We start from the raw sequence: 17,812 nt of genomic DNA, 5'->3' as shown, positions 1-17,812 counted from the left end.
TTCTTTTTGTGTGTGTTTTGTTGTGTTGTAAGGGCGCACGGTGGATGCCTTGGTATGCTGAGCCGATGAAGGACGTGAAAGGCTGCGATAAGCCTCGGGGAGTTGTCAATTGAGCGTTGATCCGAGGGTGTCCGAATGGGGAAACCTGGCCGTGGTTGTGTGCGGTCGCCATGCTGGTGAAGGTTTGATAGCTGGTGTGGAGGTTACGCGGGGAAGTGAAACATCTCAGTACCCGTAGGAGAAGAAAACAATAGTGATTCCGTGAGTAGTGGCGAGCGAAAGCGGATGGTGGCTAAACCATATGCGTGTGATACTCGGCAGGGGTTGCGTGTGTGGGGTTGTGGGATGTTGTTGTTGCGGGTGCTGCCGTGCCTGTGGCGTGCTGCGCGTGGTTAGGGGAAGTGGCTTGGAATGGTCTGCCGGAGTGGGTGAGAGTCCCGTACCTGAAAGCTGTGTGTGGTGTGTGTGATGATGTCCCGAGTAGCAGCGGGCTCGTGGAATCTGCTGTGAATCTGCCGGGACCACCCGGTAAGCCTGAATACTCAGTGTGACCGATAGCGGATTGAGTACCGTGAGGGAATGGTGAAAAGTACCCCGGGAGGGGAGTGAAAGAGTACCTGAAACCGTGCGCTTACAATCCGTCAGAGCCTGTGCCTCATGTGTTTGGGGTGGGGGTGATGGCGTGCCTTTTGAAGAATGAGCCTGCGAGTCAGCGGCATGTCGCGAGGTTAACATGTGTGTGTGGGAGCCGTAGCGAAAGCGAATCCTAATGAGGGTGTTGTAGTGGCATGTCCTGGACCCGAAGCGGGGTGATCTACCCATGGCCAGTGTGAAGCAGCAGTAAGATGCTGTGGAGGCGCGAACCCACTTAGGTTGAAAACTGAGGGGATGAGTTGTGGGTAGGGGTGAAAGGCCAATCAAACTCCGTGATAGCTGGTTCTCCCCGAAATGCATTTAGGTGCAGCGTCGTGTGTTTCTTGCCGGAGGTAGAGCTACTGGATGGTTAAGCGGGACCAACATCTTAGCGATGCCAGCCAAACTCCGAATGCCGGTAATGTTAGAGCACGGCAGTGAGACTGCGGGGGATAAGCTTCGTAGTCGAGAGGGAAACAGCCCAGATCGCCGGCTAAGGCCCCGAAGCGTGTACTAAGTGGAAAAGGATGTGGGATCGCGAAGACAACCAGGAGGTTGGCTTAGAAGCAGCCATCCTTGAAAGAGTGCGTAATAGCTCACTGGTCGAGTGGTTCTGCGCCGACAATGTAGTGGGGCTCAAGTACACCGCCGAAGCCGCGGCATCCATGCAGTGTTGTGTGGGTGGGTAGGGGAGCGTCGTGTGGCCGGTGAAGCTGCCGAGGAATCGAGTGGTGGAGGCTATGCGAGTGAGAATGCAGGCATGAGTAGCGAATGACGAGTGAGAACCTCGTCCGCCGAATGACTAAGGGTTCCTGGGTCAAGCTAATCTTCCCAGGGTGAGTCGGGACCTAAGGCGAGGCCGACAGGCGTAGTCGATGGACAACGGGTTGATATTCCCGTACCCGCGCACATGCGCCCATGGTGAATCAGTGAGACTAACCACCCGATAGTGCGCCTGCCGCGGACACGGTTACGTGTTCGCATGATGGTGGGTGTGGTATTCGCGTGGGGCCTAATATCTGGTAGTAGCCAAACGATGGGGTGACGCAGGAAGGTAGTCGAGCCACTGATTGGATTGTGGTGTAAGCGTGTAGCCCGCAGGCCAGGGAAATCCGGTACTGCCCCAATACGGTTGGGAGGGTGAGACGTGATGCGTACCCACAGTATGTGGGGATGTCGATGATCCTATGCTGCCGAGAAAAGCCTCTAGTGAGTGTGTGTGCGGCCCGTACCCGAAACCGACACAGGTAGTCAGGTAGAGAATACTCAGGCGATCGGGCGAACTGTGGTTAAGGAACTCGGCAAAATGCCCCCGTAACTTCGGGAGAAGGGGGGCCACGCGTGGTGACCCACCCTTGCGGTGGTGAGGCTGCGCGGGGCCGCAGAGAAGAGAGGGAAGCGACTGTTTACTAAAAACACAGGTCCGTGCGAAGACGATCAAGTCGAAGTATACGGACTGACGCCTGCCCGGTGCTGGAAGGTTAAGAGGACCTGTGAAACCCACCTGTGTGGTGGGTTGAAGCGGAGAATTTAAGCCCCAGTAAACGGCGGTGGTAACTATAACCATCCTAAGGTAGCGAAATTCCTTGTCGGGTAAGTTCCGACCTGCACGAATGGCGTAACGACTTCCCTGCTGTCTCAACCACAGACCCGGCGAAATTGCACTACGAGTAAAGATGCTCGTTACGCGCGGCAGGACGAAAAGACCCCGGGACCTTCACTATAGCTTGGTATTGATATTCGATACGGTTTGTGTAGGATAGGTGGGAGACTATGAGCCCATCACGCCAGTGATGGAGGAGTCGTTGTTGAAATACCACTCTGATCGTATTGGGTATCTTCAAACCTCGGCCCGTGATCCGGGTCAGGGACAGTGCCTGGTGGGTAGTTTAACTGGGGCGGTTGCCTCCCAAACAGTAACGGAGGCGCCCAAAGGTTTCCTCAGCCTGGTTGGCAATCAGGTGGCGAGTGTAAGTGCACAAGGAAGCTTGACTGTGAGACTGACAGGTCGAGCAGGTACGAAAGTAGGGACTAGTGATCCGGCACCGGCTTGTGGAAGCGGTGTCGCTCAACGGATAAAAGGTACCCCGGGGATAACAGGCTGATCTTCCCCAAGAGTCCATATCGACGGGATGGTTTGGCACCTCGATGTCGGCTCGTCGCATCCTGGGGCTGGAGTAGGTCCCAAGGGTTGGGCTGTTCGCCCATTAAAGCGGCACGCGAGCTGGGTTTAGAACGTCGTGAGACAGTTCGGTCTCTATCCGCCGCGCGCGTAGAAACTTGAAGAAGGCTGTCCCTAGTACGAGAGGACCGGGACGGACGTACCTCTAGTGCGCCAGTTGTCACGCCAGTGGCACCGCTGGTTAGCTACGTGCGGAAGGGATAACCGCTGAAAGCATCTAAGCGGGAAGCCCGTTCTAAGATAAGGTTTCACCAACAGGTGCCCCACAGACTATGGGGTCGATAGGCCAGAACTGCACACATAGCAATATGCAAGGTGACTGGTACTAATCCACCGAACACAACCACACCACACCACGCCACGCGTCCACTACACAGTATCAACAACCAACACCCACCCCACCAACCAGTCGGTGGCAACAGCGGCGGGGAAACGCCCGGACCCATCCCGAACCCGGAAGCTAAGCCCACCAGCGCCAATGGTACTGCACACGGAAGTGTGTGGGAGAGTAGGACACCGCCGACACCACAACCCACAAAGCCCAACCACCACGGTTGGGCTTTTTACGTACCGCGCTAATCAGACTGTTCGATGATTTCCTTGATACGTGCAAGCGTGGCTGGGATACCTTCGAGAGCGTCGCGACGTCGCGACTCAAGAACATTGGATGCGTCAGCCCCGTATTTATTTTCAAAAAACATAAACCCGTGGTCGGTGACTTCCCAAAGTTCGGTAAGAGTAGTTCCGTTATTTGCTGGTGCGAGTTCGAAACCCCAATTCACAATTCCATCTCCAACAACCCATGTAAAACGAGTTGGGCGCTCTGCTGCAGTTACCGTGCATTGGGTTTCCCAAGTGCGTTCTGGGGTCACATTGCGGCCGAAGAAAATATCTCCAACTTGCGGATCACCCGCAGGTTCAGTCTCCCACCAACATGTTTCTACGACTGGACTCCACTCGCCAGTCCGTTTGATATCTGTAATCGTGTCGAACACAGTATTAGGGCTGGCATCAATATGAATTGATTCGGTAGCGCGAAAATCTTCTGGATTCATGGTTTCGATTACACCATGAATCCGATAGGCAATGCGAGGGCAATACCGTTGAAGTGGGCTGATTGCTGTGCGGGGCGTGGCGTCGATACGCGCTTAGCTCTGTAGCACGTATCGAACACAGGGATTACTTCCAATCAGTGCCCTCGGCGCGGAGGAACTCCCGAACCTCCGAAGAAGGCTTGCGTAGCTTGGGGTCAAACTTAAGGTAGGCGGCCGTTTCGCGTGCAACCAATCCGGAGAGAAGCAGCAGCCCAATCAGGTTCGGCATAACCATTAAGCCATTAAGCAAATCCGCCACGGTCCATACGGTTTCCAAGGGGATGGTTGCGCCTATAAATACGACCATCGTAAAGATCATCCGGTAGGGTATCGACGCCCACCGCCCAAGAAGCGATGTAGCGCACCGCTCTCCATAATATGACCAGCCCAATAATGTAGAAAAAGCAAAGAACACAATAGAAACCGACACAATAGTGCCACCCCATTGCCCAGGCAGCCCAGCAGAAAACGCGGCCGCGGTCATAACGTCTGCTTTTTCCTCCCCCATTGTCCAAGCGCCAGTACACACAATGACCAACCCAGTAAAGGTCACCACAACGATAGTGTCAATAAAAGTCTGGCTCATAGACACCAAACCTTGGCGCACCGGGTGTGACGTCTTTGCCGCAGCAGCGGCAATGGCAGCTGATCCCATACCAGACTCATTAGAGAATAGGCCACGGGCAACACCCATCCGCAATGCAATTAAAATCGTCGAACCCACGAAACCACCCGTAGCAGCACTACCAGTAAAAGCATCCGTAAAAATCAACGCGAAAGCACCTGGAATTGCGCTCGCATGCATGACTAACACTACGGTTGCGCCAACCAAATAAATTACGATCATTAATGGCACAAATGCAGCGGTTACCTTGCCAATAGCCTGAATGCCACCCAAAAGGACAGTACCCGTGGCCACAAACAACACCACGCCTACAATCCACTTATCCCAACCAAATGCATCATGCAGCCCAGCCGAAACAGAGTTTGCCTGTGTCATATTTCCAATGCCGAACGAAGCTAATGCCGCAAAAGCAGCAAATAGTGTGGCTAGGACCTTTCCAATTGGGGCCTGAATGCCACGCTTTAAATATTGCTGTGGGCCACCCGACTGCTCGCCAGCGGCATCGGTTACACGGAAACGAACGCCAAGATAAGCCTCCGAATACTTTGACGCCATACCGACCAAACCCGTTACCCACATCCAGAACAACGAGCCTGGGCCACCAATAGAAATAGCCGTGGCAACGCCAACAATATTGCCCACACCCACCGTAGCGGCGAGTGCAGTAGTCAAAGCCTGATAGTTCGAGATATCGCCGGCGCCCTCAGTATCATTCCGGTCAATAATTCCATGACGCAAGGCGGGGCCCAGCGTTCGAAACTGAATCCCTCGTAGCCGAACGGTCAAAAACAAACCCGTGCCAATCAGCATCGGGATTAATAGAAAAGGACCCCAAACAAGACTATTAACAGCAGAAATTGTCTCACTAAAACTAGACAACGGCGCCTCACCCCATAACGGTCAAAGTAAATAAAGAAAAATTGTGAGCTAGCTTACGGCTGCCCAAGGTGTGGAAACACTATTACATACAAAAACCTCAGTTGGTGGAAAGCCAAGTAAGAAAGGCTAGAAAACACCAACTTCGGGGGTAGAAATTGGGAAGTTCTGGGGTAAGAGTTTTCCAGAACTCGTATTTTCGGCTCTTGCGTGTGGCGGTAACAAGTTGTGTGCTGCTGGTGGTGGTGTGCTGGTGCCGGTGTGCTGGTGCCCGGAAAGCTAGGAAAGTTTTTGTCCTAGGTTGCTAGGGGGGGAGGTTCGGGGGTGGGGTGGAACAGGTCTAGCCAGGCTTAAGGAAGGCTAAGGCAGGCAGATTTGTGTTGTGGGGTCCTGGCCTTGTGGTGTGAGTTGGGGAAATGCGGTGGTGGGTTGTGGGTGATGTGAAATCTGCCTGATTTTCGGGTGGGGGGTGTCAGATCTGCCTGGTTTTCGGGGCGGGTTGGCTGAAAATCCAGGGTTTCCCGGGTGTTTGAGTTGGTTTTCGGGGCGGGTTGGCTGGTTTCCCGAGCCTTTGAGCCGCTTTCCGGGGTGTTTGATAGGCTCACCCTATTGAACTAGTGATGTTTTCATACTGAGTGTCGCAGATTCCATAAAATCGCCTGAAAAAATGGAATTTGTGACAGCAACCAAGATTGTGCACAATCGTTGACCTGGGGTTTGTCGCAGATTCCATTAAAACAGCGAAAAAAATGGAATCTGTGACAGGTTCCCTACCTATCGTGTCGCAGATTCCATAAAATCGGCCGAAAAAATGGAATCTGTGACAACACGCCCAACCAGCGCCCAAAAAGACCAACCAGCGCCCAAACAGTACCCAAAAAGACTGAGCACATCCCAACCAGACCAAGCACCTCCCAACCAAATCCCAGGCCGCCGGACGCACACAACCAAACCACAAGCACCCAACCAAGCCACCGGCCAAAAACAAGCCCCAAACCCCACAAACCCAGATCAAACCCAGCCCCAGCGGCCACCAAGTAGTGAGTAATTTAATTCTAAGCAACCCTACTACCAATTGGCGCAAATATGTGTTCGAAGATCCCTTATTTCGTCGTGCTTTCCCACCACCTCTGGGGGAACTTATGCACGAGGCGAAAAAAGAGAGGAAGATGGGCATGAGGAGTGTGTCTTTGTAGATTGGAGTTGGAAAAGCTTATGGCTCATGAACGCGCTGGTCAGCTTGCCGAAGATCGTGATTTGATTGATATTGCCGAGCTTGTTACTGCGTATTACACTCGCCAGCCGGATCCGGAGAATCCTGATCAGCAGGTGGTGTTTGGTACGTCGGGGCATCGGGGTAGTTCATTGGATGCTGCGTTTAATGAGCATCATATTTTGGCTACTACGCAGGCGATTGTGGAGTTTCGGGAGCGCGCGGGGATCACCGGTCCGGTGTTTATTGGTCGTGATACGCACGCACTTTCGGAGCCGGCGATGGTGTCTGCGTTGGAGGTGTTGCTTGCGCATGGTTTGACTGTGCTTGTCGACGCCGCGGGTCGTTATACGCCTACTCCGGCGGTGTCGCATGCGATTCTTGCGCATAATGCGAAGCTTGATGGTGGAGTGACGGGTTCGGATCCGAAACGCGCCGATGGGATTGTGATTACGCCGTCGCATAATCCGCCTCGGGATGGTGGGTTTAAATACAATCCTCCAAATGGTGGCCCGGCTGATACGGACGCCACCGATTGGATTGCGGATCGTGCGAATGAGATTCTTCGGGGAGGTTTGAAGGATGTGAAGCGCACTCCGGTGGAGGGTGTGCTTGATTCTCGCGCGGTGCGCTATGAGTATTTGCAGAATTATGTGTCTGATCTCCCGAATGTGGTTGACCTGGCTGCTATTCGCAATGCGGGCGTGCGGATCGGTGCAGATCCGATGGGTGGTGCCTCGGTAGATTATTGGGGTGCTATTGCGGATGCCCATGGTTTGAACCTCACAGTGGTGAATCCGAAGGTCGATGCAACATGGCGGTTTATGACCCTGGATACTGATGGCAAGATTCGCATGGATTGTTCCTCCCCGAATTCAATGGCTTCATTGGTGCATAATCGCGATAAGTTTGATATTGCGACCGGTAATGATGCGGATGCGGACCGGCATGGCATTGTGACTCCTGACGCCGGTTTGATGAATCCTAATCACTATCTTGCTGTTGCAATCGAGTATCTATTCGCGCACCGTCCAGGTTGGGCTGCTGATACAGCGGTGGGGAAGACCCTTGTTTCCTCGTCAATGATTGATCGTGTTGTGGCAGAGCTAGGGCGGAAACTTATTGAAGTTCCTGTTGGTTTTAAGTGGTTTGTACCAGGGCTTATCGATGGTTCGGTTGGTTTCGGCGGTGAGGAATCTGCGGGCGCTTCTTTCTTGCGCCACAATGGCACCGTATGGTCCACCGATAAAGACGGGATTATTCTTGATCTTTTGGCGAGCGAGATTACTGCGGTAACAGGGAAAACACCTTCGGCTCGCTACGCGGAACTTGCTGCTAAGTTTGGTGCACCGGTGTATGCCCGAACGGATGCTGAGGCCAACCGCGAACAGAAGGCGGTGCTAAAGAAACTGTCACCGGAGCAGGTCACGGCGTCGACACTCGCGGGTGAGACGATTACCGCAAAGCTTACGCAGGCCCCAGGTAATGGTGCGGCTATTGGTGGCCTTAAGGTGACCACTGAAAATGCCTGGTTTGCGGCGCGGCCGTCGGGCACAGAGGATAAGTATAAGATCTATGCTGAATCCTTCCTCGGCGCTGAGCACCTTGCACAGGTTCAGCAAGAAGCCCAGGCATTGGTAAGCTCAGTGTTAGGCTAAGGTTTTTCTACTCTCCTCCTTATTATGGGAGGGGAGTTTTGCTATGGTTGGGGATTGTGTCCGTAACCGCAAAAAACGTATCGACGCCCGCGACCGGCGTTGTCAGTGAAATCGTTTCAGCACTCGCGCGTTTTGGGCTGGCTGCCGTGTGGATTGTAAGCGGTTGGTTGAAAATCGCCGACCCTGTGGCCACAAAACAATCGGTTCTTGCCTATGAAATTTTCAACGCCCAAATAAGTTACCTTATAGCTGATATTTTGCCGCCTCTGGAAATCGCCTTGGGGATCCTGCTTATCCTCGGTGTATTTCTCCGAGCAACGGGAATTGTTTCCGCACTGATTTTCGTTGCTTTTATTGGAGGTATTGCTTCCGCCTGGGCCCGTGGACTCACCATTGACTGCGGCTGTTTTGGTGGCGGTGGCTATGATGCTTCCGTTACAGGCTGGACATACTTCGTGGAAATCCTGCGCGATATTGCATTTATTGCAATGGCTGCCTGGACTGCGTATCGTCCATTTCGGCGATTTGCCATTTACCCGTAAAACTCAACAAGGAATCAAGTGAGCAATAAAGTTAAAAACCCAAATGAAAAAAGCAATGGCTTCCTCTGGGCATTGCTAATCGTACTTCTGCTTGCCGTGGGCCTTGTAGGCTACATTGTGGTCAGCGGCAAATCCGCCAAACAGGAAGCCCTCCTTGGCGATTACCAAAAAGAATCCGTTGCATTCGAAGCGAAGCTCGAAGACGGTGCAGTGGTATTGAAGTCTGATAAAGCAACCGATTCGACTCCGGTAGTTGACCTTTATGAAGACTTTTCCTGCCCAGCCTGTGCTAGTCTTGCCGAACACTCAGATGCGGACATGAAAAAAGCCATCGAGGACGGCAAACTCGTTGTGAATGTACGCAGCCTCAATTTCCTCGATCGTGGGAATAACGATGGACACTCCACCAGGGCTGGTACTTCCGCTCAAAAACTCGCATCTGCAGGCGAAGCTGAAGCTTATTGGAATTACCGAGTTTTCCTAATGAAGCAACAATCCAGCATCCAAGGAAAATGGGGCCTCGATGACTTTGCCAGCGCAGCCTCCAAACTCGGCTCCGCCGAAAGCACAGTAAACGCTATTCAAGAAGGCAACCAAGACGACTACCTCAAAGCCACACAAACCAATAGCAAGAAACTCGAAGGCGATATTGGCAATGTCTCCTCCCCACATGTGATCTACAAAGGCGAAGATGTGCCTCTAGAAAACTGGGTTGAAACCGTAGTGAACGGCTAAGTTCCTAGGCGCGAGAGCTACGCCTGTTCATTATGGAATCAACTTCAGCCCCATGCGTAGGTTGTATCTACTACACATGGGGCTGAGTCGGTTTTGAGGGTGCTTTCGAGACCACCATTGCAATTTCACACACCCAGTGAGCAGTGGATTTGTCGAACCTGAGAGATGCGTGTACATTGTTGAGAGTCGCATCAAGTAGACAAAGGGGCTATGGCGCAGCTGGTAGCGCACCACACTGGCAGTGTGGGGGTCACGGGTTCGAGTCCCGTTAGCTCCACTAAAAACTCAGTACTTAAAATCAAATACCCACTAAAACAATTTGCTCCCCGTCTTTGGAATCCTTTGAATGGTTCTTTAGATGGGGATTTTTGTGTTGCCGCACGATCGCTTGGGTGGTTGGCTTTTCCGGTGGTTCTCTGGCTAGGTTTTGTCGCTGGTGGGGTTTGTGGCCTGGTGGTGTGGTTGCGCACGTCCGGTGACCTGGTCCTTTCGGGCGCTGGTTGGGCGGGTTGTCACAGATTCCATTTTTTCGGCTGTTTTTATGGAATTTGTGACACGATAGGTAGGGATCCTGTCACAGATTCCACCAGAACGGGCCTGTTTTATGGAATCTGCGACAAACCGCAGGTCAACGATTGTGTACAACATGGGCTGTTGTCACAAATCCCACCGGAACGGGCCTGTTTTATGGAATCTGCGACACTCGATATACAAACATCACTAGTTCAATAGGGTAGGCCTATTAAACGCCCGGGAAACCGGCCCACCGGCCAAAATTATCAGGCAGATTTCACATCACCCACCTCAAAACACTATAGAGTCAAAAGTCGGTTTAACTTTCGGGGGTGTGCTCAGGAGGTGGGTTTTATGTGCTTAATTCATTGATCCCGCTGGTGTCAGTTGCGCATACTCGCAATCGGTGGCCGTCAGGGTCTGTGGCTACAAAGGTATATCCGAATTCGAGTTCTGTGGGGGCGAGTGCGATTTGGAAGCCTAGGCCTGACCATCTGCGGTGGAGCGTATCGACGTCGTTACGCTTGGCATAGCTCATTGAAAGTTCGACGCTGCCAGGTGCACCTTGAGCTTTAGGGTCGATTTCACTGCGAGTTTGGAGCCCAATAGTGACGTCGTTGGTCAATGCGAAAATAGCGAAGTCTTGGAATATTTCAACTGGTTCTTTATCAAGCGCGGCACGGTAGAATTCCGTGCTCACATTGACATCAGTGACGTAAAGAATAATGCTTGTTGGCGCGAATGTGGTCATGGGGAGATCGTAAGTGGTAACGGTGACATTTTTGTCCTTCCTGTTTAGATTTATGCTTCACCCCGTGCGAGTTTTACCAGACGTTGTTCGCGTGCAAGTTCGGTATTGATTCGCTCTTGGTCGAAAGTGATATCGGCGCACGTCCGCCGTCATTTGAAAGTGCCTGGACAAGACTGTCAATATCAATGTCGATAATATAGCCTTCGCGGTGTGCGCGAATGAGTGTTCCGCCTTCTGGGGCTTCTTTGATGGCGTGCCCGGCTTGAGATGCTCGTTCCGTTCGGTCTTTATTAAGTTTGAGTTCTCGATCTAGTGTTTTACGGAATCCTCGGGATACACCTGTTGTTAAGGTCTCCACCCGAATGGAAATAGATGTGTGGTGAATAAACGCGATTATAAGAAACACATTCAAAATGGCGAGAAGAATTGCAATGCCAACAGCCATGCGCGGTACGAAAGGCTCACCATCATCGGTGGCCGTCCGGACTGTGCGTAGTACAAGAGTGGTGTAGACAAAAGTGGATACTAAAGTACCAAGTATCCACTGGTTTTTGCGGTCTGCCATAAAGTCGCCAACTAGACGCGGGCCGTAGCTGGTACTTGCAGTTGCAATTACGGAAACTGTAATTGAAAAGGCGGTGGCGGCGGCGCCAAAGGTGGCTGCACCAATGCCGCCAAGCAGCGCGCGAGAGCCGTCGATACCTAGTTCCAATACTGAGTTAAGGATGGCTAGCCGCATACCAGGAGGTAAAGAGCGGTCAAACGCAACCACAAATTCGGCAAGAACAACTGCAGAGATTACGCAGAGAACTGGCACTGCCCAAAAACTATTGGCAAGTGATGTAAGGCGTCGGTAAATATGTCGCACACGATCTATGTTAGCGGCGAGCAGCTGACGTTATTTTATTAGTTTGTCTTTAACACCTTTGCAAGCTCGGCATGCGCAACTGGGCGTGGGTCCTTCTTTGTCTTTTTATACTGGCGTTTCTGCTGTCGGCTAAGGCGATTTTGTACAAAATCCTCTTCTGTACATGTAAACCATTCCGCGACAATTTGATAGCTTACGTTACTTGAAATGTGCTCTAGAATTTCGGACACTGCGCAGTGCCACGAGTTTTCGCCTTCAACGCGCGTAAGAACAATTGACTGATGCTCGGCGTTTTTTAATTTTTGTGTACCGATTTTCACCATTAAAATCTTTACATCGAAGACTTCTTCAGGGAAGTGAATTTCAAGGTCTTGGTTGTGTGCAAGTTTGTTAGAAGGTACGGCAATTGCGTTATTCCGCAAAGGTTTGTCTTCACCTAAGATTGGCAAGCTAAAGGTAAGCCTGCTTGGTCTTACAATGCATTTCAGTGAACTACTTTTAGCGTTGGTCGCATGTTCAACTACCGTGAATGTTTCACTTTGCGGCGAATCTATCTTCCATGTGTTGCTTGGAACCCGAAGGGAATATCCGTCTTCTACTTCAAAGGTGATATTGGCTTTGGTAAAGGCAGCACTTCCCGTGTCAGATATTGGCACAATGAAATTGCCATTAATGGTTGATTTATCGTACTCGATGCTTACTTTTAAGCCTTCAGCAATATTAAATGTGAAGGTTTGCATTTGCGTATGATTCCGGAAAACCTCAACTTCAAAGGTGCCCACCCAAGGGTCTGTTCCGTCCTCGGAGCCTTGGAGCAGTTTAAAGAAAGTGCCTTTGAAATTGTCCTCAATAATATCTGTGGAAAGTAATTTTCTATCGTTCTCCGGAGCTACTTGATAGTAGCGGAGTTCCCAGATTGCTTTGCCTTCTGGAATGCGGATTCGAGGTGATGAAGAGAATACCGGCAGGCCATTCGCTCCTTGCAAGCAGGGAATAATAAATGATTCAGTATCCCATTCAAGCTCTTGCTCACTAGCAATTTCGTCAGGTTCGCAATTTCCTAATAATTTGCAAAGGAGCTGGAATGTCGGCTCCGGCAACCCATTTGTCCCTTCGAATGTTTCTTCATCTAATGAGTTTTTATCTGCTAATGAGTACACATGCAGCTCATGTATTCGGGTCAGCAGGTGCAGTGCATGCTCTGGAAAATCTAAAGCTAAAGTTTTGAGAGCTGGTAACTTCAACTCGGTTGTTGTGGTGCCTAAAGATTCAAATACTGCTTGTGCATACGATTCTGAGTCATTGGTGGAGGTGATTTCCGAATGAATTTTCGCGGACAATTCGGCAAGTTCATGGCCAGGTATGCCCGCATGGAGGTAGAAAGTGTGTGCGTTTCGGGTGTTATCCCCGGCGTTCGGTAGCTGCGATACTATGGCAAGGTTTTTCGCAGTCACCTGTTGTTCGAGGTTATAAAGGCCTACGAGGTCATAGAAGCCTGTCTCGTCAAACGTTGCAGTATTTGTAGTGTCTATGCATTTTGCGTATTCCGTCCAGAATTCTTGTTTTGTTGAAGACTGCGCCACGGCGACTAGTGAGCCGAGGAACACCAATGGGTACCGGCCAGAAATTTCGGCAAGGTGATCGTAAGGTTGAGACACTGGCTCATTGACTGCAGTTTTAACTAGATCAATAAGCCACTGGTATTCCTCCGCCGATAGATCAAGGTCGAAGAAAAGGAGAGCACTATCCGGGTCAAGGGGCCTATTCGACTCCCGTAAATTCCGGATCCGGTCATTTAGGAGTCGCTCAGTGTTTCGAAGGCGCTCTGTAGTAGTGGCGTAACCTTGCGATTGTGTTACGTAATCATGTTCGGTCACGGCATGTCGGCGAGACTTAAGCACAGCATCCCTTCCATAATTTGACGCAATATTTATCATAACCTTAATGAAATTAGGGCTATTTGGAAGTTATCTGAGATGCTGTGATGTAGAACCCACGCTAGCGCTTACACGGTATTGCTTGTGTACTGCGTATTTCAGTGCGCACCGCGAGGCGGGCGGTAAGCACCGGGGGTACCTGATTCGGCCTACGGTCTGGGCGTCGTTACGCATTTACGACGCCCAGACCGCGAAAGTAGTTAATTAGCTCAGCGTTGTTGCCCTACACTGTTCGGCTTTGGCGTTGACGTGGTCGATAAAGCGTTGTGCATTAACGATTGCGCGGGTGTGTGTACCACTGCCGATCAGTTCGACATCGTCATGTGCCTCGACCGCCCATTTGACTTTCTTGGCGCCGCTTTCAAGCACAGTCGCCTTCGCTCTGACAGTCATCCCGGGTGTCGATGCAGCACTATGCGTTGTTTCAATCGCAATGCCAAGGCTGGTTTGATCCTCCGACAATGTTGGGTTGAGATGCTCTTAATACACGTCCACTCCAACAACCCGACCATAAAACCTGTGGCAAAAACCGGCGGTATAGCCTGAAACTCTGGGGATTCTGGATAAAGATTCGGTACTACTTTCGATTCGGGGATTTGGTATTCGAAAGTAAATACGTCGCCGACAGTAAGCATGCGTAAGGGTCCTTTTCTAAAGCGTCTATTGTTTAGCGTCCGCAGCAATGAGGCGTCCCCATGTGCGAGCGGCGTCGAGTTCTTTTTCGGCGAGTGGGCCTTCATTTCCGGTGACGACAAAGCTGCGGGTTTGCACGGCTGATTTGGGGTGTTGTTTGTGCATAATTTTGGCGATACGTTTTGCGGCGGATCCGGTGAGCCAACTCGTGCCTGTAACGGTGTCAAATGCTGCCAGATACGGGACTGGTTGGAGTGTGTTTTCGGCAAGCCATTCGGCGACGCCGGTTGTGGTGTTATTTGGGTCGGCTTTGGCGCGGCTGGTGGGGTTGGGGAGCCGTCGGTTATGGGTGGGCGCACCGATAATAAGAATGTCAGTTTCAAAGGTTTTGGGCGCATCGGAGGCTGTGCTGATCTGCGTCTCGACGCCGCGGTCGTGGAGCCCAGCCTGAATGGCTTCGGCGACATTTTTGGTGTTTCCGAAGTATGTTTCGTAAATAATGAGTGCTTTCATTGACCCTAGCCCCTTTCGTGGTATTTGACCCCGCAGCTCGTATCCCTCATGCTACCTTGGTCGGCATGGGTGCTGCCGTCGTCGATGATGGGGAATTGGAATACTGCATGGTTGATGCGGTGATTGAGCTTGCATATGAGCGGGGAATTTCATTGGGGGTGGAGGGCATTCCATTTGATGATGTGGTGCGTTGCGCCGGGGTGTCTATGGCGAAGGCAAAGCATCGGTGGAAGGGGCGTCGAGACCAATTATATTGGGATGCTTTGGAACAATTAGCGCACCGGATTGATTTACCTTTCCCAGATGATGAGGGCTTTATCGGGGATCACGCCGCGTTTTTGGCGGAGTTTCGGGAGGGGCTGGAGGACCGTCAGGTGCGCCGGGATGTGGCGGTTGAAATCGTGCGCCGGGGCGTAATGGAGGACGTGCGCCTGTTGCATGATTCTGAGGAATGGTGTGCATTTCGCACAGTGCTCAAGGGCAAGGATCGGATTGCAGATCCGCAGTTGCGTGATTCGATCTTTGCGAAGCTCACCGAGGTTTTTGAAGAATCGATGCGGGAACGTGCACGCACCTATGCGTATTTTGTAGACCTTTTCGGTTTTCGGTTGGTGCGACCATTGACCGGCCCCGAGGGGTTTGAGACGATGTCGCGCGCAGTGTCGGTTTCCTTATTGGGACTACTAACCATGGAGGATGTCGGACAAAAACAATTGTTCGACAAATTCCCCATGCGTGCATTTGGGAGTTCGCAGACTGCTGAGTGGTCACAAGCTGCATGTATGGTGGCTACTGCGATTTTTGCGCATATTGAGCCACGCCCCACAGAGAAATGGAATGCGCAACGTGTCCAGGATTTTTTCAATGTGGTGAATAAACTCGGAGGGATTGCCTAGGGGGCGTGAGGGGGGACTGGACTACGTGCGCTATTTCGCTAGATTCTTTGGGGGACTGGGTTGGGGGCTGAGCTGGATTTAGCCGGGTGGGGCTGAGCTGGATTTGTTACCAGATTTTTGGGCGCCATGGCCAGTGTGATTTCTGCGATTGATGTGGTTGCTGCTGCTCGTGTGATTGTTTGTGGCTTGTGTGATCCCTTTCCAGGGGCCGGCGTAAAGGCTGGCACGGGATATGGACTTATTAGCGGGTTAGGTTTGTGGCGCCTGTTTTTGGCGCTTGGCGCTTGGCGCTACGTTGCCTGATGGTGCGTAACTTTTGATAACCATATCCCGAGGTAGTGGTAGATTGCGGGCAATTGTTTACCTGGGGATTGTCGCGAAAAACACCATCTTGTGTGCAATTGGTGTAAAAAGCGTCACCGAACACCCTCTAGGGCTATAATTTTGTCGCAAAAAACACCAATTGCACACAAGGTGGTGTAAAAAACGACGGCATATATAGATCTATTACTGCCTTTAGGTGGTAAGGCCCGCTTTTTCGTCCCTCAGCCTCAGTCTGACGTCCCCCAGTGTGTCAAGGCTTTCGGCGCGTTCGTCCCCAAGCAATGTCGGGTCCTGTGCAACAAATAACTTGGGGCGCCTCGCTAAATACACTGTTTTGTCTGTAAATCAGGCGAAAAGCACCAATATATATAAGCTCATAAATATAACCCTTTGTGTCTCATCCCGATAGAACAGATAACCAATTTGACGTTCGGGGGCAAGTTCCGTGTAGGGGGTGTACAGCGCTCGGGGGTGGTGCGTCCCCAGGGCGGGGGTGTTTCTGCGACGAACGTTCGACTTGGGTGGAACAATAGGCGTATGGCTGAGCAGAGTGAAATTATCAAGGTACTAAGTGAAGACGAGTGCTATGAGCGGTTGGCTTCGCAGCAATTGGGTCGAATTGTTGTTCGCCGTGCGGACGATATGGATATTTTCCCCGTGAACTACGTTGTAGACGATCGCTGTGTCTATTTGCGTTCGGCCGAGGGCAATAAGGTGTTTACCATTGCCTTAAATCATGATGTGCTGTTTGAGGTCGATGTCGTGGATGAGTCTACAGCCTGGTCGGTGGTAGTAAAGGGGGATGCGCAGCTATTAACTCATAGCGATGAGATTACGCATGCGGATTCATTGCCATTAAAACCATGGCTGCCCACATTAAAGTACAACTATGTAAAGATCACGCCGAATACTATTTCGGGTCGTTCATTTATTCTCGGTGAGGAACCAGAACGTTATTAGTTTGTGCGCCACCAGGTGTCATGGGGGGTGATGGGGAGGTGGCGTTTATGTTGGCCGATTCGCCATAAGTGTTCGAGTCGCTCTGCAGCTTGCGTATCGACGTCCCGACCTTCAAGGTAGTCGTCGATACGCTGGTAGCTTACCCCTAGGGTAACTTCATCGGGGAGGGCGGGTTTATTGTCTTCTAAGTCAGCGGTGGGGACTTTCTCCCATGTAGATGGTGGTGCTCCAAGGTATTCGAGCATTGCCGCACCTTGGCGTTTATTTAAGCCTGCCAGGGGGAGAAGATCGGCGGCACCATCACCGAATTTAGTGAAAAATCCGGTGATATTTTCAGCGGCATGGTCGGTGCCGATGACTGCGAGCCCGAATTCACCGGCCACTGCGTATTGCACAAGCATTCGTTGTCGGGCTTTGATATTTCCTTTATTAAAGTCGGTGAGTTGGGCCACCCCTAAGGCTTTTGCGGTAGCGATGGCCGCGGCGTCGGTAGCCTCTTGGATATTAATAGTGCCTTGGTGGTCGGGGCGAATAAAATCGAGTGCGATCTGGGCGTCTGCTTCGTCGAATTGCACACCGTAGGGTAGGCGCAGGGCCCAGAATTCTGCGTTGCCGCCGGTGGAACGGTGCTGTTCTACAGCAAGTTGGGCCAATCTGCCCGCAAGGGTGGAGTCTTGGCCGCCGGAGATACCTAAGCAGAATCCTTTCAGTCCGGTGGTTTGGAGGTAGTTCGATAAAAAATTCACGCGATCCATTACTTCTTGGGCTGGATCGATGGTTTGTTTGGTATGAAGTTGGGTGCGTATTGTGGTTTGCAAGGAGTTAGTTTTCATGTGTCCAGTGTAAGTGCATGGGTACT

General features: G+C 51.6%; 15 protein-coding genes, 1 tRNA gene and 2 rRNA genes. 9 read left to right on the top strand and 9 right to left on the bottom strand.

What is annotated here, in order from left to right:
- Positions 1–17 precede the first annotated feature (17 nt).
- Together CFREI_RS11070 and rrf are read left to right on the top strand one after the other, a co-directional pair.
- Positions 18–3,163 (top strand): 23S ribosomal RNA (locus CFREI_RS11070).
- Positions 3,164–3,223: 60 nt separating this feature from the next.
- Positions 3,224–3,340: ribosomal RNA gene (gene rrf / locus CFREI_RS11065) — 5S ribosomal RNA — on the top strand.
- 50 nt (positions 3,341–3,390) lie between these two features.
- Here the strand turns inward: rrf and CFREI_RS11060 are convergent.
- Entirely contained in the window at positions 3,391–3,870 is a 480-nt protein-coding gene (locus tag CFREI_RS11060) for an SRPBCC family protein (protein ID WP_027013581.1), read from the bottom strand.
- A 124-nt stretch (positions 3,871–3,994) separates the two neighbouring features.
- The gene (locus CFREI_RS11055) at positions 3,995–5,413 is read right to left on the bottom strand and encodes an alanine/glycine:cation symporter family protein (protein WP_027013580.1); all 1,419 of its coding nucleotides are present in this window, start codon (positions 5,411–5,413) and stop codon (positions 3,995–3,997) included.
- Positions 5,414–6,625: 1,212 nt separating this feature from the next.
- Here CFREI_RS11055 and pgm point away from each other — a divergent pair.
- From pgm to CFREI_RS11035, 4 genes are all read left to right on the top strand, one after another.
- The gene (gene pgm / locus CFREI_RS11050) at positions 6,626–8,281 is read left to right on the top strand and encodes a phosphoglucomutase (alpha-D-glucose-1,6-bisphosphate-dependent) (RefSeq protein WP_027013578.1); all 1,656 of its coding nucleotides are present in this window, start codon (positions 6,626–6,628) and stop codon (positions 8,279–8,281) included.
- A gap of 56 nt (positions 8,282–8,337) precedes the next feature.
- Positions 8,338–8,823 carry a MauE/DoxX family redox-associated membrane protein gene (locus tag CFREI_RS11045; RefSeq protein ID WP_205618479.1) on the top strand — a complete coding sequence of 162 codons (486 nt, stop codon included), beginning with the start codon at positions 8,338–8,340 and terminating at the stop codon, positions 8,821–8,823.
- Positions 8,824–8,841: 18 nt separating this feature from the next.
- Positions 8,842–9,558 carry a DsbA family protein gene (locus tag CFREI_RS11040; protein ID WP_027013576.1) on the top strand — a complete coding sequence of 239 codons (717 nt, stop codon included), beginning with the start codon at positions 8,842–8,844 and terminating at the stop codon, positions 9,556–9,558.
- Between the two features lie 204 nt (positions 9,559–9,762).
- Positions 9,763–9,835 (top strand) — tRNA-Ala (locus tag CFREI_RS11035).
- 588 nt (positions 9,836–10,423) lie between these two features.
- Here the strand turns inward: CFREI_RS11035 and CFREI_RS11030 are convergent.
- From CFREI_RS11030 to CFREI_RS11005, 6 genes are all read right to left on the bottom strand, one after another.
- Positions 10,424–10,822, bottom strand: coding sequence for a VOC family protein (locus tag CFREI_RS11030; protein ID WP_027013574.1), 399 nt, complete (start codon positions 10,820–10,822; stop codon positions 10,424–10,426).
- Between the two features lie 73 nt (positions 10,823–10,895).
- Positions 10,896–11,690 (bottom strand): DUF2254 family protein, encoded by a 795-nt coding sequence (locus tag CFREI_RS11025; RefSeq protein WP_027013573.1) that lies wholly within the window; start codon positions 11,688–11,690, stop codon positions 10,896–10,898.
- Between the two features lie 38 nt (positions 11,691–11,728).
- The gene (locus tag CFREI_RS11020; protein WP_027013572.1) at positions 11,729–13,627 is read right to left on the bottom strand and encodes a hypothetical protein; all 1,899 of its coding nucleotides are present in this window, start codon (positions 13,625–13,627) and stop codon (positions 11,729–11,731) included.
- Between the two features lie 204 nt (positions 13,628–13,831).
- A complete protein-coding gene (locus tag CFREI_RS13435; RefSeq protein WP_051256126.1) occupies positions 13,832–14,089 on the bottom strand; it encodes a thioesterase family protein in 258 nt (85 codons plus the stop codon).
- A complete protein-coding gene (locus CFREI_RS11010) occupies positions 14,017–14,262 on the bottom strand; it encodes a hypothetical protein (RefSeq protein ID WP_205618477.1) in 246 nt (81 codons plus the stop codon). Before CFREI_RS11010 ends, CFREI_RS13435 begins: the two co-directional genes overlap by 73 nt.
- A 25-nt stretch (positions 14,263–14,287) precedes the next feature.
- Complete coding sequence (locus CFREI_RS11005) at positions 14,288–14,773, bottom strand: flavodoxin family protein (protein WP_027013571.1); 486 nt, start codon at positions 14,771–14,773, stop codon at positions 14,288–14,290.
- On the opposite strand from CFREI_RS11005, the gene CFREI_RS11000 reads away from it, so the two are divergent.
- The 3 genes from CFREI_RS11000 to CFREI_RS10990 all read left to right on the top strand — a co-directional run bounded on the left by CFREI_RS11000 (position 14,773) and on the right by CFREI_RS10990 (position 16,953).
- Positions 14,773–15,669, top strand: coding sequence for a hypothetical protein (locus CFREI_RS11000; RefSeq protein ID WP_156907820.1), 897 nt, complete (start codon positions 14,773–14,775; stop codon positions 15,667–15,669). The two genes, CFREI_RS11005 and CFREI_RS11000, sit on opposite strands and share 1 nt — an antisense overlap.
- 126 nt (positions 15,670–15,795) lie before the next feature.
- A complete protein-coding gene (locus tag CFREI_RS10995) occupies positions 15,796–15,972 on the top strand; it encodes a hypothetical protein (protein WP_156907819.1) in 177 nt (58 codons plus the stop codon).
- 558 nt (positions 15,973–16,530) lie between these two features.
- Positions 16,531–16,953 carry a pyridoxamine 5'-phosphate oxidase family protein gene (locus CFREI_RS10990; RefSeq protein ID WP_027013569.1) on the top strand — a complete coding sequence of 141 codons (423 nt, stop codon included), beginning with the start codon at positions 16,531–16,533 and terminating at the stop codon, positions 16,951–16,953.
- Here CFREI_RS10990 and nadE read toward each other — a convergent pair.
- Positions 16,950–17,786 carry an NAD(+) synthase gene (nadE, locus tag CFREI_RS10985; RefSeq protein WP_027013568.1) on the bottom strand — a complete coding sequence of 279 codons (837 nt, stop codon included), beginning with the start codon at positions 17,784–17,786 and terminating at the stop codon, positions 16,950–16,952. The genes CFREI_RS10990 and nadE overlap by 4 nt on opposite strands.
- Positions 17,787–17,812: the final 26 nt, after the last annotated feature.

It is taken from the genome of Corynebacterium freiburgense (genome assembly GCF_030408815.1).
GTDB classification, from domain to species: domain Bacteria; phylum Actinomycetota; class Actinomycetes; order Mycobacteriales; family Mycobacteriaceae; genus Corynebacterium; species Corynebacterium freiburgense.
This window is presented reverse-complemented; position numbering and strand designations above follow the sequence as displayed.